This window comes from Pseudomonadota bacterium, assembly GCA_016711215.1.
Lineage (GTDB): Bacteria > Myxococcota_A > Polyangia.
On sequence record JADJTL010000006.1, the window covers coordinates 1 to 16494 of the forward strand.

The following is a 16494-nucleotide window of genomic DNA, read 5'->3' on the forward strand; positions in this document are numbered from 1 at the left end:
GCCGCTCCGGCAGCAGCAGCCCCTTGTAGACCAGGGTCTCCGAGGAGAGGCTGGCGATGTGGAAGCGGCCGTCGGGATCGGCGCCGGCGTCGGCGACGCGGTTCTCGGCCAGCTTGCGGATGATGTAGAGCTTGCGCTCGAAGGCGCTCGGTGGGAGCCGGCGCAGTCGGATAAAGAGCTGACGGAAGGCGGGCATGACCTGGCGCGCCAGGGGTCCGATCTGCGACGTATCGATCGGCACCTCACGCCAGCCGATCACCTCTTGGCCCTCTTCCTGGACGACGCGCTCGACCAGCTCCTGACAGGTGGCGCGCGCGCGCCGGTCCGGGGGGAGAAAGACCTGTGCGACGCCGTAGCGCCGGCGCCGCAGCTCACCGAAGCCGAGCCGCAGGCCCTCGCGCTTGAAGAAGCGCTCGGGGATCTGCATCAAGATCCCGGCGCCGTCGCCGCTGTCGGGGTCGCAGCCGCAAGCGCCACGGTGGCTGAGGCGGCTCAGGACCTCGAGTCCCTGCTCGACGATGGCGCGCGACTTCTCACCTTTGATGTGGGCGACGAAGCCGACGCCGCAGGCATCGTGCTCGGTCTCGGGGTCGTACATGCCCCAGCGTGTCGGTTTGCCGGTCGGTGTGGCTGTCGGTGTGGCTGTCGGTGTGCCTGTCGGTGTGTTCATGCTTCTTTCCTTGCAACCCGGCGGCCTGCAACCCACTCGCACCTTGGCCCGCCCGCGCAGCCTCGGCGACCGCCCACGATTGCGGGCGCAAAATAGCCTCTCGCCAGGCGCTCGTCGAGCCCCCCGCAGTGGCTCTTGGGCGTCGTCCGGCGTTGCCCGCCAGCGCGTCGATCGCGCGGCGAAATCGTTGATTATCTGTATTCTCGGGGCGGATCCGGGCTATCGGCGGTCTGGAGGCCGCCGCGTGGCAGGCTCAGGATTCGGCAGGCGGGTCCTGCTTGTCGCCACCGCCACTGTCGCCACCGCCACTATCGCCACCGCCACTGTCGCCACCGCCACTGTCGCCACCGCCACTGTCGCCACCGCCACTGTCGCCACCGCCACTGTCGCCACCGCCACTGTCGCCACGCCGCTTGGGTGGCGGCTTCACGCCAGGGGGCGCATCGGTGGGCGCGCGCGGCGGGCCGTAGTCGGCCTCGAGCTTGCGCTCGAGCCGGTCGAGCAACTGCAGCTCGACATAGGAGGGTTGGTGCTCGATGTCGAGCTGCAGCTTGACCGCCGGCGCCGAGGCGTCGCCGCTCGGGCTGTCGACGCGAATCAGCTCGAGTGAGGCCGCGCATTCCTTGACGGCGCCGCTGCCCGGGTAGACGAAGGTGATGTAGCCGTTGTCTCGGTCCTTGTCGGTCACCTTGTAGCGGCTGTCGACGCGCAGCAGGCGGACGGTGGACGACCAGACGTTGGTGTAGCGGTAGCCGACCACGCGGGTGGTCTGAGCCCACGCGGGCGTCGCGAGGAGCGGCGCTAGGACGAGGCAGAGCGCTGCGGCGGCTGGCTTGGCCGAGCAGGACCGAGGGCCGGTCTGCCCTCCGCCCTCGCCACCACGGCCGCGCTGCGCGATGCCCTCGGTCACGCTTTGGCCCCCCCGGGCCCACGACAGGCCCCCTCGGCAGCTTCCTCTGCCGCGGAGCCGCTGTCCACTTCGTCGCCTGCCGGAGCGTTCGGCGCCTGAGCGGCGGCTGCAGCACGAGCCGAGTCGCCGACCAGGCGCCGCAGCCCGACATGCGTCGAGAGCATCGCCATCGCGCCAACCCCGAGGTACCAGGCCGCGTTGGCCAGGTGGGAGGTGACGATGAAGGCGGCGCCTCGTTGGTGCAGCAGGCCGGCTGGCACGTAGAGCGCCAGGGCGCCGTTGGCGAAGAGCTCGAAGTTGCCGATGAAGCCCGGTCCCGCCGGAATCATGATGCCGACGCCGATGAGGGCGACCAACGCTGTCGCCTGCCAGGGGGTCAGCCCGAGCGCGAAGCCCTGCGCAAGCACCCAGAGCGCCGCCGCGTTGAGCACCCAATAGCCCGTCGTGGCCAGCAGGAAGGGCAGCAGGCGCCGGGCATCCGGCAGCAGGCGAAAGCCATCGACGATGCCCGCGGCGATCGCCGCCGCGCGGTCGGCGAGGCGTGGTGCGATCAGCGCGACGACGCGCCGGCAGAGGGTGACAGCGCGCTCACGCTGCCAAAGCACGATCACGAGCACGACGGCGGCTGCGCAGAAGAGGCCGAGCGCGAGCACCCCGGCGGCTGTGAGCCAGGCAGGGACCACGACCCCGTCGAGCCGCGCAAGCGCGACCGCGCTGAAGGCGAGCAGGGCCACGACCAGCCCGTCGAAGACGCGTTCGACCACCAGCGTGCCCAAGGCCTGGGTGAAGCGCAGGCGAGGGGGATCGGCGACGAGATAGGGTCGAACGAACTCGCCCATCCGCAGCGGCAGGGCAAAAATGGCGAAGAAGCCGACCGACGAGATCGGCAGCAGGCGGCGGAAGCCCACCGGGTGGATCGGCGCCAGCAGCAGGCCCCAGCGCCAGACGCGCAGGCCGTGCTGCAGGGCCATCACGGCGAAGTAGGGCAGGAGCACCCACCACTGGGCGCGGCCGAGGGCCGGCAGGAGCGCCGAGAACGAGATCTGGCGCGAGGCCAGCCAGAGCATCGCGACGCCAATCAGCGTCGAGAAGAACAAGCGGCGCAACATCGGGCTCATCGCGGAGGGCCTCAAAAAGCAGCCGCGGCACCATAGCACGGGGGCGCTAACCTGCCGCGCCGCGGCGCGCTCTTGACCGAAGAGCGGCCGGACGCGAGCATCAGGCCCGACGCGAGAGCGGAGGTGGCGAATGGTCAAGGAGGTGTGGCGCTACCTGCGGGCCCAGCAGGCGCCGCAGCGCGAGGCGCTCTTTGAGTTGCTGCGGATACCGAGCATCAGCGCCCAGCGCGAGCATGTCGCCGACGTCGCGCGCGCGGCTGAGTGGGTCGCCGAGCGCCTACGTTGGATCGGGCTCGAGCGCGTGGCCGTTCAGCCGACGGCGGGCCATCCGGTCGTCTTCGGGCAGACGGCGCAGCGGCCGGGCCGGCCGACGGTGCTGATCTACGGCCATTACGATGTCCAGCCGCCCGAGCCGCTCGCGCTCTGGACGACGCCGCCCTTCGAGCCGACGGTGCGGCGCGGCCGGCTCTACGCCCGCGGTGCCGCGGACGACAAAGGTCAGCTCTTCATCCACCTCGCGGTGCTCGAGGCCTGGCAGCGCGCAGGCGGTGGCTGCCCGGTCAACGTCAAGGTGCTCTTCGAGGGCGAGGAGGAGATCGGCAGCCCGCACCTGCCCGCGCTGCTGCGCGCACGCGCGAGCGCCCTGGCCTGTGATGTCGTCCTGGTCAGCGACACGCATATGCTGGGGCCGCGCACGCCCAGCATCACGGCTGGGCTGCGCGGGATCTGCTGCTGCGAGATCGTCGTGCGCACCGCGAAGGCCGATCTCCATAGCGGCAACTGGGGTGGTGCCGTGGCCAATCCGCTGCAGGTGCTCGCCGAGCTGCTGGTGGCCTGCAAGGATCCGCGCAGCGGCAAGGTGCGCATCGCCGACTTCTATGCCGACGTCAAACCGCTGCCAGCCCGTTGGCGGCGGGCGCTGGCCGAGACGCCACACGACGAGGCGGCGCTGGCGCGCAGCTTGGGCGTCCCCGCCTTCTTTGGCGAGTGCGGCTATGGCACGCTGGCGCGCATCGGGGCGCGACCCACCTTCGAGATCAACGGCGTGATCGGCGGTTACGCGGGCGAGGGGATCAAGACCGTGCTGCCCTGCGAGGCGCGCGCCAAGGTGTCGATGCGCCTGGTTCCGGAGCAACGGCCGGCAGCGGTGCTCGCGGCGCTCCGCCGACATCTCGTGGCCTGCGCCCCGGCGCATGCGCGGGTCAGCGTCCGACCGCTGGAGAATAGCGCCCCCGCGGTGCGCCTGGATCAAGATTTCCCCGAGCTCGACGCGGCGCGCCGCGCCGTCCGCCGGGTCTTCGGTCGCGAGCCGCTGCTGGCGCTCGAGGGCGGCTCGGTGCCGATCGTCGCCGCGTTCAGCCGTACGCTGAAATGTCCAACCCTGCTGCTGGGCTTCGGGCTGCCCGATGACAACCTGCACGCACCGAACGAGAAGCTCGACCTGTCGATGTTCGAGCGCGGCACGCGCACGGTCGCGCTGCTCTTCGCCGAGCTGGCGGCGCGCCCCTAGTAACCTGGCCTGCGGCGCCCAGCCCCGACGCCCCTTCGTCCTTGGAGCGTCACAAGCTCGCGCCCAGCCGCGACGGCGTCGGAGCGCCCTTAGTCCTCGGCGTCGATCGCTTCGGACTCGTCCTCGAGGGCCTCGGCGACTACCAGGGAAGGCTGCTGCTGGCGGAACTCGCCCTCCCAGCGGGCGATGACGACGGTCGCGAGACAGTTGCCGATGACGTTGACGGAGGTCCGCGCCATGTCCATCAAGCCGTCGATTCCCAAAATCAGGTTGATCGGCCAGACGGGTAGCTGAAAGGAGGCGGCAGTGCCGAGGAGGATCAGCAGCGAGGCGCGTGGGACGCCGGCTACCCCCTTGCTCGTCAACATCAGGGTCAGCACCATCAGCAGCTGTTGGCCTAGCGACATCTCCACGCCGGCGGCTTGCGCGACGAAGACCGAGGCCATCGAGAGGTAGAGCGAGGTCCCGTCGAGGTTGAAGCTGTAGCCGGTGGGCATCACGAAGGCGACGATCTGCCGCGGCACGCCGATCGCCTCCATCCCCTCCATCGCGCGCGGCAGCGCAGCCTCGGAACTCGTGGTGGCGAAGGCGATCGAAACCGGCTCCGCAATCGCCCGTATGAAGTCCCGTATCGGCACCTTGGTCAGGCGAGCGATCGGCAGCAGCACGCCGAGCAAGAAGACCACCAGCGCGCCGTAGAGGGTGAGCATCAGCTGGGCCAGGTTGAAGAGCACGCCCGTCCCCATGCGGCCGACCGTATGCGCCATCGCCGCACCGACGCCGAGCGGGGCCAGCAACATCACCAGGTTGGTGAACTTGAACATCGTCTCCGCCAGGCTCTCGCAGAAGTCGAGCAGCGGTCGCCGGCGGGCGCTGGGCAGCATCGCCAGCGCGATGCCGAAGACGATGCAGAAGACGACGATCTGCAGCACCTCGCCCTCGGCAATCGACTTGGCGATGTTCTCGGGGAAGATATGCAGCAGGGTGTCACCAGCGCTGCGGGTGACCGCTTTGGCGGCCGCGACCTGCGAGACGCCGGTGGAGTCGATGCCGACGCCGGCGCGCGTGACATTGATCGCGGTCAGGCCGACGACGAGCGCGAGGGTGGTCACGCCCTCGAAGTAGATCAGGGCCTTGATCCCCATCCGGCCGACCTGCTTGATGTCGTGGTGACCCGCGATGCCGACGACGAGCGTGGCGAAGAGCAAGGGGGCGATGATGGTCTTGATCAGGCGCAGGAAGAGGTCACTGAGCACGTCGAGCCGCACGGCGGCCAGCGGCCAATCGATCCCGATCGTCGCGCCGATCACCATGCTGACGAGAATCGCGGCGGTCAGCGAGCGGCGTTTCGCCGCGTACGCCACGAGCGCGCCGATGGCTGTCCAGCGCGCGCTGCGCAGCAGCAGCGCCGGCAAGGGCAGAATCCCAAAGTGCGATAGTGCCGCAAGGGTGGCCGCGACGATCAGCAGCACTGTTGCGATCAGGAAGAGGCGGCGTTGCATCGCGTGGCTCCCGAGGGCCGCAGCGGCGGCGGCGGCAAAGTAGCGTCCCGTGGGTGGTGGGGCCAAGGACAATTCGGCAAGGACAATGCGCCAAGGACCGCTCACCACCGGACCGCTCGCGCTGGGCAACTCGCGCTGGGCAACTCGCGCTGGGCAACTCGCGCGGGTTCCTGCGCCGCTGCGCCGAACGAAGGGCCCGGCGATCGCTTGGTCGCTCGCTCCCATCGCCAGCCACGGCGCTGATCCGCGGTTGGCGGCGCGCAGGCCACCGACGGCCGCAGTGTTCGGCGCGCGCGGCGCCCTGCCCTTGGCCGGGCAGCGGGGCAGCGGTATAGCTCGCAGACGATGCGTTACCCTCGCGCCACCTTGATCAGGCCGGTCGCGGCGCATGTGCGGCGTGGCCACCCCTTTATCTGGCGCGAGGCGCTGCGGCTGCCCGCGGGGCTCGCCGCCGGCGATGTGATCGATGTGGCGGATGGCCAGGGGCGCTTCGTCGCGCGTGGGGTCGCCGAACCGACCTCACCGATCGCCTTCCGCGTCTGGACGCTCGACCCGACCCGCGCGGTGGATGCGGCGCTGCTGAGGGAGCGCCTGCGAGCGGCGGTGGCCTTGCGCCGCGAGCTCCTCTCACCCGAGGTTACCGGGTATCGGCTCTGCCACGGGGAGAACGACGGGGTCCCGGCCCTGCAGTGTGACGTCTACGAGGACGTGGCGTCGTTGCGCACGGATGGGGCGATCGGCCTGGCCTGGCAGGAGCGCTTCGTCTCGGCGATCGCGCACCTGCTGCGCCCGCGCGCGATCGTCGTGCGTAACCCGCAGCGCGAGGGTGGCGCCGCCAGCCTGGTGGCGGGGCAGCTCGCGGGGCCCGTCGTGATTCGCGAAGGGGGGCGGCGCCTGGCGGTAGACGTGCTGCGCGGGCAGAAGACCGGGGCCTTCCTCGACCAGCGGGAGAATCGCGATCGCGTCGGGAGCCTGGGCCAGGGGCGCCGGGTGCTCAATCTCTTCTGCTACACGGGCGGCTTTTCCGTCGCGGCGGCCCTCGGGGGCGCGCGCCAGGTGGTCTCGGTCGACCTCGCCACGCCGGCCGTCGAGGCGGCGCGGGAGAACTTCCGCCTCAATGGGATCGACCCGGCGGGCCATGGATTCGCGGTCGCCGACGCCTTCGCGTACCTCGAGGCGCTCGCTGCCGGCGAGCCCCAGCATGACCTGATCATCGTCGATCCGCCCTCCTTCGCGCCCAACCAGAAGGCGCTCGCCAAGGCCAAGGCGGCCTATCTGCGCCTGAACACGCTGGCGCTGGGCGCGCTCCCTGACGGCGGTTGGTTGGCCACGGCGAGCTGTTCGAGTCACCTGCGCGAGGTCGACTTCCTCGCGCTGATCGCCGAGGCGGCGGCGGCGGCCGGACGCGCGCTGACCATCGCCGGTGTCTTTGGCGCGGGCGTGGACCATCCGACGCGTCCGGGCTTCGCCGAGGGGCATTATCTCAAGTTCGTGCTCGCGCGGGTGGTGTCGGGGCGTTGAGGTTCAGGGGGCTGCCCGCTGGCGCGAGGCGCCCGTGGGCGGGCATAGTGTGGCGACCAAGAGCAAGGTGGTGGACCGTGAGCGAGCACGAGCGCGATGGCAGCGATGGGCAGGACGAGGCGCAGCGCGGGCGGGCAGCTGGCGCCGGGCTGGCGCGGCGGCCGCATCCCGAGTCGCTGATGATGAGCTACGGCTACGATCCGCACCGCTCGGAGGGTGCGCTGAAGTCGCCGATCTTTCAGACCTCGACCTTCGTCTTCAAGACGGCGGAGGAGGGGAAGGCCTTCTTCGAGGTAGCCTACGGTTTGCGTGAGAAGGGCCCGAGTGAGGCCCTGGGCTTGATCTACAGCCGCCTCAACAACCCGGATCTCGAGATCCTCGAGGATCGCCTCGCGCTCTGGGATCAGGCCGAGGCCTGTGCCGTCTTCGAGAGCGGCATGGCCGCGATCGCGACGACCCTGCTGGAGCTGCTGCGACCCGGCGACGTGGTGCTGACCAGCGAGCCACTCTACGGCGGCACCGAGTATCTGCTGGGCCACATTTTGCCGCGCTTTGGCATCCAGCACGTCGGTTTCCGCGCCGATGGAGGGGTCGACGCGCTGCAGGAAGCGCTGGCCCGCGTCGCCTCGCTCGGCCGTCTAGGCGCGATCTTTATCGAGACGCCAGCCAATCCCACCAACGCCTTGGTCGACATCGCCGCCTGTCGCGCCTTGGCCGACGCGCAGTCGGGCGACGGCGGCGCCGTCCCCGTGATCGTCGACAACACCTTTCTTGGTCCGCTCTGGCAGCATCCGCTGCAGCATGGGGCGGATCTGGTGATCTACTCGGCGACCAAGTTCATCGGCGGACACAGCGACCTGATCGCCGGCGCTTGCCTCGGGTCGCACGTGCTGGTGGAGCGCGTGCGCACGCTGCGCACCTTCCTCGGCACGATGGCGGGCCCCTGGACCGGCTGGCTGCTGATGCGCAGCCTCGAGACGCTCAAGCTGCGGATGACCTGCCAGATGAAGAACGCGCGCCGCGTCGCGGACTTCCTCGGCGACCATCCCAAGGTGCGGCGGCTCTTCTACCTCGGGCATCTGCGCGAGGGGGATCCGCAGACCGCGATCTACCGCAAGCAATGTCTGGGGCCGGGCTCGGTGATCGCCTTCGAGCTCGCCGGTGGCGAGGCCGAGGCCTTTCGGCTGCTCAATGCGCTCAAGCTGATCAAGCTCGCGGTCAGCCTCGGTGGCACCGAATCGCTCGCTGAGCATCCGGCGACGATGACCCACGCGGATGTTGCACCCGAGCAGCAGCGCGCGCTCGGCATCGACCCCGCCCTCGTCCGGCTCTCGGTCGGCGTCGAGCACCCCGAGGACCTGCTGGCCGACCTCGAGCAGGCGTTGGCGGCCGTCTAGCGCTGGGCGCGGGGTTGGCCAGCAGGGCTCGGTCAAAGGGCTGCTGATTACTCGCGACGGAGCTCGTCGTCGAGGAGCTCGGCATAGGCTGCGCGCGTCGCGTCGGCGCCGGTTGGGTCCAAGACCGAGGTCGTGCCTGTGGCGAGGTCGGGGAGGCGGTCGATCGGTGTGGCCGATCCGGCGCGGCGCCCGTGGCGCAGCAGGCGGCGGCCGACGCCGAGGACTAGGCCGCTCATCGCCAGCAGCGCCAGCGCCGGGGCGATCCAGCCGTAGAGCGGATTGCGGTCGCTGGTCAGGTTGATCTCCGGGGTGCGAGCCTGCAAGCGCTGCACGATCTGCTCGCGCGGCACGCCCGCGGCCACCCAGTTGCGGATATCGACGCGCCATTCCCCCGCTCGAGGGCTGGGGCAGGCCGAGAGCGTGCGGCCTGGGCAGAAGGGGCTCATCACCGCGGAGGCCACGCTGCTGGCCTCGCGCAGCACGTCGCGCTCGTCGCGCTTGGGACCCGGTGCGCCAGCGGCGTCCCGGAGAGGGGTTGCGAGCGCAAGCAGGAGGACGACGCGGGTGACGACTCGGGTGGACGAAGGAATACGCGACATGGCGCGGACTCTACCGCATCGGCAGCAAAGCGGAAGCGCTGGCTCTGCGTGCGCCGGCTCGCTCCCGAGGCGGGCGCGCCCTGGCGGGGGCCTGCCGGGTCCTTACCGCACCGCGCGACCGATGCGCTCCGCGCGCAGGCCGTCGCGGCCGCGCGACCAGGCCAACGAGACGACGCGGCCGACGATGTCGCGGGCAGGCACCGGCCCCCAGGCGCGTGAGTCGTTGCTCGTGTCGCGGTTGTCGCCGAGCACGTAATAGGCGTTCGTGGGCACCTTGAGCGCGGCCATGTCGGCGAGTTGACCGGGTGCCTGGCCATGGATCAGCCGAAAGCTACGCCCCTGGGCTGTTTCTTCGTAGGTCTGGCAGGGCAGCTCCTGCCAGCGCACGACGCCATTGGACGCCCGCTGCCTGTCGAGGTAGCTGCATGGCCCCGGAATCGGGCGCTTCGGCAAGGGCGCCTTGTCGACGTAGACCACGTTGCCCTCGAGCTGCACGGTGGCGCCACCGGCGGCGATCACGCGGTGGACGAAGAGGTGCCGCTGCTTGGCCGACGCGCCCTGGCCCGACGCGCGGTAGACGACCACGTCTCCCGGTTGGAACGTGCGGGCAAGCTTGTTGACGATAAACACATCGCCGATCGAAAGCGTGGGCTCCATCGACGGGCCGGGCACGCGGAAGGTGTCGACGACGAAGGACTGCAGGCCGAAGCCGACCAGCAGCGCGACCGCCGCGAAGGCAGCCCAGGAGCGGAGCATGCGTCCCCAGCCGCGCGGCGCTCGCGCCGGCGCGGTGACCAGGGCCGCGTCGAGGGCGGCAGCGAGATAGAGGGCCCCGGTCAGCAGCAGGGCGCGGACGCCGAGCGCAGGCAGCAAGAGCAGGCTGAGCAGCACGACCGCCAACCAGCCGGCGCCCCGCCGGGGTCGGCCGCGGAGCAAATGACCGGCGCCGGCGCCCAAGGCCAGCGACACGATGAACGCGAGGGGTCGCTCTTTGCCGCGCGGCGCAGTCGCGTCGCCGCCGCTGCCGCTGGGCTCGTCGTTGCTTGGGGCAGAACTCATGTGGAAACCTCGCGCGACAGTTACGAGCCTAAAACTACGCGCTTCGAGCGCGCGGGAGCAAGCTTGTGCTCGGCCGGGGCCGGCCATGCCTGCCGGCTGGCGAGGCCGCGGGCTCGACAATTGCGGTTCGGCGGGCTGCGCGGGTAGGCTGCGCTGGCCCTGCTGCACCGCCTCGCTGGCCGTGCGGGGGGCGCTGGGCCTTCAGCCCGAAGCGAGGGGCTTGATGAACAGAACCGCCGAGCGATCCGCGCGCTTGGAGCTGGCGGGCGTGCTCCTGCTGGTGACGGTCGTCTCGCTCCCCGTCTTCCTCAATGGCTTCGTGATCGATGATTGGGATCTCATCGTCGACGGTACGTTGATCCATCAGCCGCGCCGCGTCGGTGAGCTTTTCTTCCACCATGCGATGTATGCCGCCGATCCGCGGCAGGCGGCCCAGGCGCCGGAGCTGGCGACCTTCCGGCCGCTGACGCTGATGACCTTCTTTCTCGACGCGCGGCTCTCGGGCCGCGCGCCCTGGGCCTATCACTTGACCAACCTGCTGGCGCACCTGGCCGTGGTGGTGCTGGTCTGGCTGCTCGGCCGGCGCTGGTTGGCGCCCGAGCGACGCCTGGTGGCGCCGTGGGCAGCCGCGTGGTTCGGGCTGCATCCGACGCTGGCGGAGGCGCATATCTGGATCAACGGCCGCTCGGATCCGCTCGCTGCGCTGCTGGGTCTGGCCGCCGTGCTGCTGTGGTCGTCCGAGCTGGCGCGGGCTGGCCCGCGGCCGCGGCGCGCTCTGGTGCAGCTCGCGACGGGACTGCTCTTTCTCGGCGGGCTGCTCTGCAAGGAGGTCTTGCTCTTCGTGCTCCCGGCCCTGCTGCTCTGGGAGGCGGGCGTCTTTCACGGCGCGGTCGATCGGCGGGCCTTCTGGCGCGCGACGGCGCGGCTGAGCCCGCTGTTCTTGGCCGCGGCGGTCTACCTGGTTTGGCGTGTGCGTGCGCTCTCGGGTCTCCAGGGCGGGGGCGAGGACCGGTTGCGCTCCGCCCTGCTGCACCTGCCCTACCTGCTCGGCGATGGTCTGCGGCAGCTGCTGCTGCCGACGCGCACGACGATGCGCCTGCTGAGCGAGGAGTATGCGGCGCTGCCGAGTTTCGTATTCTTCGCGGCCTGGGCTGCCTTGCTGCTGCTGCTCGGACTGGGTTGGCGGGCGCGGCGTCGGGCGCCGCTCTTGGGCTTCGGGCTCGTTTGGTACGCGTGCACGCTGGCGCCGGCCAGTCTCGTCGACTGGCCCGGCTTCGGGCGCTATCTCTATTTGCCCTTCAGCGTGCTCGCTCTAGCTCTTGCCGACCGCGCGCTGGCCGCCGCGCGGGCGTTGCCGCTGCGCCCGCGCCTTCGGCGCTTCCTCGGCGCCGGGGCGCTGGCCTACGGCGCGCTGCTGCTCGTGCTCTTCAGTGTCACGGTGCGGGAATACCGCAGCTGGGAGAGCTTCCATCGCGCCATCGTCGAGGAGAGCCCCGAGACCTCGCATGGCTGGGGCGGTCTCGGCGTGGCCTTTGGCCGCCAGGGCCGTTACCACGAGGCGCGCCGAGTGTTGAGGCAGGCCGTCGCGCGTGATCCCGACAATGCCAACTACTGGCTCAATCTGGGGCTGGCCTACCTGCTGACCGACGCGCCGCGGGCGGCCGAGCGCGTCGCGCTCAATGGCGTCGCGCAGCGCGTCTTGCCGGCCGAGTTCAATAATCTTGCGGCGCTGACGCTGATGAACCGCGAGCTCGATCGGACGGTAGTGCATCTGCTCGAGGCCTTGCTCGAGCGGCCGGACTTCGCCCCCGCGCGGCGGAACATCGTCCTGCTGACGACGCGGCACCCGCGCCGCGTGGCCTATCGCCAGGCCTTCCGCCGAGCGCTCGCCGAGCCCCGCTATGCCGGCCTACGTCGCGGCCTGACGCTCTTCTGACGCTCTTCTGACGCTGCCCTGAACTTCGGCTGGCCGGCCGCGACAGGCGAGGCCGGCCTACAGGATCCCGCGGTGATCGCGTAGGCTGCGGCCGTGACGCACGCGCTCTGGGGTTTTGGCGCCGCGCCCTGGCAGCGGCGGCGATGATCGGGCGATCGGCGCTCGGTCGAGCGAGCGCGACCTGCGCGCTCGTGGCGAGCGTGGCGCTGCTGCCACGCCTGGGGTTGGCCGATGCCGCGCCGCCCGAGTTGACGCTGCGCGGTGCGGAGCAGCTTCCCCTGAGCGAGCTGCGCGCCCTGCTCGGCAAGGTGCCGCGGACGAGGGTCGGGCGCCGGGCCTGGGCCCCGCGGGCCGTGCGGCGCCTCGTGGCGCTCTACCACCGCCGTGGCTACAGCTACGCCCGCGCCTGGTGGCGTTGCGACGGTCAGGGCCAGCTGGCGATCGACCTCGACGAGGGCAAGATGGGGCTGGCCTTCGTCGGCGCCAGCGGCCTGCGGGCGATGCTCTATCAGATTGACGTCTATCTGCCCGGCGGCGTCTTCCACCGCGAGACGATCGATCGCGCGCTCGACGAGCTCAAACGCAAGTACGATCTCTTGACGGCGTACTACCGCGTCAGCGAGGGGCGGCCCTTTGAGGAGAACCGCCTCGGCGCGGCCGTGCCGCAGCGGAGACTGCGGATCTTTGTGCTGACGCGTGAGCGCTTTGGTTGGGACCTGGGCCTGACGCTCGACCCGCTCTGGGGCGTCGTCCCACGCGGCGGCGTCCGCGTGCGCGACGCCCTCCTGCGCGACGATCGCGCCAGCACGCGGCTGCGGGTCGCCATCCCTCACCGGCGCTTCATCGTCGAGGAGTCGCCGAGCTTCCAGTGGGTCCACGGGCGCCTCGAGGCCTCGTATCGCCTGCCTCGGCTCTTCGGCGCGCCGATCGCCCCGGGTCTCGAGGGCATGACCGAGCTCTCGCGCTTCGCCCGCTCCGACGGGCTGATCGCGAGCTACTTCGCCTACCGTGGCGAGCTCTTCGGCAGCTTGCGGCTGCTGCCAGCCCGCTGGTTGACGCTCGGTTTCGGCGCCGGCGTGGCCTTTACGAGGGCCTTCGAGGTCGTCAGCACCGAGGCGCTGGGGGATCGCCAGCTGCTGCGTTACGTCGTGCGCGGGAGCGGCGAGGTGGGCCTCGGCGGCGAGGCGCTCTTGCGCCGCGACCAGCGCACCCGCCTCGGTCTCAGCGCCGCCCTCGGCCTGGTCAGAAACCAGCGGCCGATGGTCAGCACGAAGCTGACTGCCCAGTATGTGCTGCGCCGCGGGCGCGCCGAGCTGCGGCTGCGCAGTCGGCTGCTCTATCTCGGGGGGAGCGTGCGCTTCTGGGATGAGGAGCCGCTCGGCGGGGAGTACCTCCGCACCTTCTTCGACAACCGCTACTGGGTGCGCGAGGCGGCGCAGCTTGGCCTCGCGGGGCGCTGGAATACCTCAGCGCGACTGCAGCTCGGCGTCTTCCATGACGCTGCGCTTTTCCTCGACCGGACGCGCGACTGGCGGCCAGCGAGCCTCGCCGATGCCTTCGGTCCAAGCCTGCACTTCCTGCTCTTCGAGCAGTTCACGCTCGACCTCTACTACGCCTTCGGCTTCGCGCCGGTGGGCTTCGACCACAACTTCTCGTTCGCGCTGCGCAGCGCCTTCTAGCCCCGCCGGCGCTGGCCGGCTACTCCCGTACGCTGCGGAGCGCGGCGAGCAGCTCCTCGTGGACGAGGCCGTTCGAGGCGACGATGTTGCCCGCGTCGAGCACGACCGCGGCGCCGGTGTGATCCGTGACGCGTCCGCCGGCCTCGGCGACGATCAGCGTACCGGCCGCCAGATCCCAGGGTTTGAGGTTGAGCTCCCAGTAGGCGTCGAAGCGTCCGGCCGCGACCCAGGCCAGGTCGATCGCCGCCGCACCCAAGCGGCGCAGCCCCTGGACGCGCGGCAACACCGCCTGCCAGAAGGCGAGGTAATAGGCAGCGCGCTCGCGCCGGTCGTAGGGGAAGCCGCTGGCGACGAGCGAGCGCTCCAGCGTGGGGGTGGTGGAGACGGTCAGCGGTCGGTCGTTGAGGCGGGCGCCGAGGCCGCGCGCGGCCGAGAAGAGCTCGTCGCGCAGCGGGTCGTAGATCGCGCCGGCGACGACGCGGTCGTCCTGCACGATGCCAATCGAGACCGCCACCGCCGGCAGGGCGTGGGCGAAGTTGGTCGTCCCGTCGAGCGGGTCGACGACCCAGAGCGGCTGGCCGGGGGCGCTGGGGCGACGGGTGCCCTCCTCGGCCAGGAGGCCGTGGTCGGGGAAGCGTCGCTCGAGGTAGCGCGCAATGCAGGCCTCGGCTGCGCGGTCGACCTCGGTCACGAGATCGACCGATCGCCCCTTCGCGGTGTAGTGAGAGACCTTGCCGAAGGCCTCGCGCACCAGCGCCCCCGCCGCGCGGGCAGCCTCGCCGGCCGCCTCTAGCCACAGCAGCGCCGTGGCGGGCGTCGCCCCCTCCGGCGCTGCGCTCAATGGATGCCGCCCTGGCCGCTCAACGCCTTCGCGATGTCGCCGAGGACGGCCTTCGCGTCGCCGAAGACCATCAGGGTGTTCTCCCCCGCATAGAGCTCGTTATCGATGCCGGCGAAGCCCGGGTTCATCGAGCGCTTGATGGCGATCACGCTCCTGGCGCGGTCGGCGTCGATGATCGGCATCCCGTAGATCGGGCTGGAGGTGTCATGGCGCGCTGCCGGGTTGACCACATCGTTGGCGCCGACCACGACGGCGACGTCGGCCTGCGGCATGTCGGGGTTGACTTCATCCATCTCGAGCAGCGATTCGTAGGGCAGCTCGGCCTCCGCCAGCAGCACGTTCATGTGCCCCGGCATGCGGCCGGCGACCGGATGAATCGCGAAGCGGACATCGATCCCGCGCTTGGTCAGCTGGTCGTAGATCTCGCGCACGCGGTGCTGGGCCTGCGCGACGGCCATCCCGTAGCCGGGGATGATCACCACGCGGCTGCTGCTCTCGAGCAGGTCAGCGGCGTCCTGGGGCGTGCCGCTCTTCACCGTTTGCTGGGCGCCGGCGGCGGCGCTGCTTTGGACCTGACCGAAGGCGCCGAAGAGCACGTTGCTGAACGAGCGATTCATCGCCTTGCACATGATGACCGAGAGGATCAGACCGGAGGATCCGTCGAGCGCGCCGGCGATCACGAGCAGCTTGTTATCGAGCAGAAAGCCCATCGCCACGGCCGAGAGCCCGGCGTAGGAGTTGAGCAGCGAGATCACGGTCGGCATGTCGGCGCCGCCGATCGGAAGGATCAGCAGCACGCCGAAGGCCAGCGAAAGCACGATCACCGGCGGGAAGAGCTGCCATTGCTCCGGCACCGCGACCAGGTAGCCGCCGATGCCGAGCGCAAGCGCGAAGAGCGCCAGGTTGATCACGTTCTGATTGCGGTAGGTCATCGGTCGGGTCGGGATCACCTCCTGCAGCTTGCCGGCGGCCATCAGGCTGCCGGTGAAGGTCAGGTAGCCGAGGATGACCTCGATGATGATCACCGCAGCGCGGTAGTGCGTCAGCGCTCCCTCGCCGTGCCACAGGACGTACTTGGCCGTGCCGACCAGGCCGGCCGCCAGCCCACCGAAGGCGTGCGAGAGCGCCGTCCGCTGCGGCACTGCGGTCAGCGGCACCCAGGAGAGCGGCACGCCGATCATCGTGCCGATCACCAGCGCGACGATAATCCAGGTGTAGTTGACGATCTCGGGGTGCAGGAGCGTGCCGACGATCGCCGCCGTCATGCCGGCGACGCCAGCCAGCACCCCGCGGCGCGCCGTCTTCGGGTGACTGAGCCAGCGCAGCGAGAAGACGAAGAGGCCGGCGGCCAGCAGGTAGGTCAGCTGGGTGAAATTCTCGGCGGTCACGACGCCTTCCTCCGCTGCTTGAACATCTTCAGCATGCGGTCGGTGATCAGGAACCCGCTGACGATGTTCGTCATCGAGGCCCCGACGGCCACGGCGCCGAGCACGGCGCTGAAGAGCGACTTTTGCTCACCAGCGATGATGATCGAGCCGACCACGGCGATCGCCGAGATGGCATTGGTCAGCGACATCAGCGGGGTGTGCAACAGCCGCGAGACGTTCTGAATCACCTGAAAGCCGACGAACGTGGCGAGCATGAAGATGACGAGCATCGTCCAGAGATCGGTCTTCACCTTACGAGCACCTCCCGCGCGGCCGCGCGCCCCAACCGAGCCTCGAACCAACCGAGCCTCGAACCAACCGAGCC

14 protein-coding genes are annotated in these 16494 nt (G+C 70.4%); 5 read left to right on the forward strand and 9 right to left on the reverse strand.

Features of this window, described 5'->3' with window-relative positions:
* The 3 genes from IPL40_14335 to IPL40_14345 all read right to left on the reverse strand — a co-directional run.
* Positions 1-670, reverse strand: a 670-nt coding sequence (locus IPL40_14335) for a glutamate synthase subunit alpha (protein ID MBK8482318.1), incomplete at its 3' end; no start/stop codon positions are given.
* Positions 671-923: 253 nt separating this feature from the next.
* Positions 924-1580, reverse strand: coding sequence for a hypothetical protein (locus IPL40_14340; protein MBK8482319.1), 657 nt, complete (start codon positions 1578-1580; stop codon positions 924-926).
* A complete protein-coding gene (locus IPL40_14345; protein MBK8482320.1) occupies positions 1577-2698 on the reverse strand; it encodes a flippase-like domain-containing protein in 1122 nt (373 codons plus the stop codon). Before IPL40_14345 ends, IPL40_14340 begins: the two co-directional genes overlap by 4 nt.
* 130 nt (positions 2699-2828) lie before the next feature.
* Here IPL40_14345 and IPL40_14350 point away from each other — a divergent pair, with 130 nt between their 5' ends.
* The gene (locus IPL40_14350; GenBank protein MBK8482321.1) at positions 2829-4208 is read left to right on the forward strand and encodes a dipeptidase; all 1380 of its coding nucleotides are present in this window, start codon (positions 2829-2831) and stop codon (positions 4206-4208) included.
* 89 nt (positions 4209-4297) lie between these two features.
* On the opposite strand, the gene IPL40_14355 is transcribed toward IPL40_14350, so the two are convergent.
* Positions 4298-5710, reverse strand: coding sequence for a cation:dicarboxylase symporter family transporter (locus IPL40_14355; protein ID MBK8482322.1), 1413 nt, complete (start codon positions 5708-5710; stop codon positions 4298-4300).
* 345 nt (positions 5711-6055) lie between these two features.
* Between IPL40_14355 and IPL40_14360 the strand changes: the two genes are divergently transcribed.
* Both IPL40_14360 and IPL40_14365 read left to right on the forward strand, forming a co-directional pair.
* Complete coding sequence (locus tag IPL40_14360; protein ID MBK8482323.1) at positions 6056-7231, forward strand: class I SAM-dependent rRNA methyltransferase; 1176 nt, start codon at positions 6056-6058, stop codon at positions 7229-7231.
* A gap of 149 nt (positions 7232-7380) precedes the next feature.
* Positions 7381-8628 (forward strand): cystathionine gamma-synthase family protein, encoded by a 1248-nt coding sequence (locus IPL40_14365; GenBank protein ID MBK8482324.1) that lies wholly within the window; start codon positions 7381-7383, stop codon positions 8626-8628.
* Between the two features lie 47 nt (positions 8629-8675).
* Here IPL40_14365 and IPL40_14370 read toward each other — a convergent pair whose 3' ends face one another.
* Together IPL40_14370 and lepB are read right to left on the reverse strand one after the other, a co-directional pair.
* Entirely contained in the window at positions 8676-9227 is a 552-nt protein-coding gene (locus IPL40_14370) for a hypothetical protein (GenBank protein MBK8482325.1), read from the reverse strand.
* Positions 9228-9329: 102 nt separating this feature from the next.
* A complete protein-coding gene (gene lepB, locus IPL40_14375; protein ID MBK8482326.1) occupies positions 9330-10286 on the reverse strand; it encodes a signal peptidase I in 957 nt (318 codons plus the stop codon).
* 223 nt (positions 10287-10509) lie between these two features.
* On the opposite strand from lepB, the gene IPL40_14380 reads away from it, so the two are divergent.
* Positions 10510-12222, forward strand: a complete 1713-nt coding sequence (locus IPL40_14380; GenBank protein ID MBK8482327.1) for a tetratricopeptide repeat protein — start codon at positions 10510-10512, stop codon at positions 12220-12222.
* Positions 12223-12365: 143 nt separating this feature from the next.
* Positions 12366-13901, forward strand: coding sequence for a hypothetical protein (locus IPL40_14385; protein MBK8482328.1), 1536 nt, complete (start codon positions 12366-12368; stop codon positions 13899-13901).
* A 19-nt stretch (positions 13902-13920) separates the two neighbouring features.
* On the opposite strand, the gene IPL40_14390 is transcribed toward IPL40_14385, so the two are convergent.
* The 3 genes from IPL40_14390 to IPL40_14400 are packed head-to-tail and all read right to left on the reverse strand — an operon-like array spanning position 13921 to position 16399.
* Positions 13921-14703, reverse strand: a complete 783-nt coding sequence (locus tag IPL40_14390) for an inositol monophosphatase (GenBank protein MBK8482329.1) — start codon at positions 14701-14703, stop codon at positions 13921-13923.
* Positions 14704-14738: 35 nt separating this feature from the next.
* On the reverse strand, positions 14739-16130 hold the full coding sequence (locus IPL40_14395; protein MBK8482330.1) for an NAD(P)(+) transhydrogenase (Re/Si-specific) subunit beta: 1392 nt from the start codon (positions 16128-16130) through the stop codon (positions 14739-14741).
* Entirely contained in the window at positions 16127-16399 is a 273-nt protein-coding gene (locus IPL40_14400) for an NAD(P) transhydrogenase subunit alpha (GenBank protein ID MBK8482331.1), read from the reverse strand. The genes IPL40_14395 and IPL40_14400 overlap by 4 nt, the downstream gene beginning before the upstream one ends.
* Between the last annotated feature and the right edge of the window lie 95 nt (positions 16400-16494).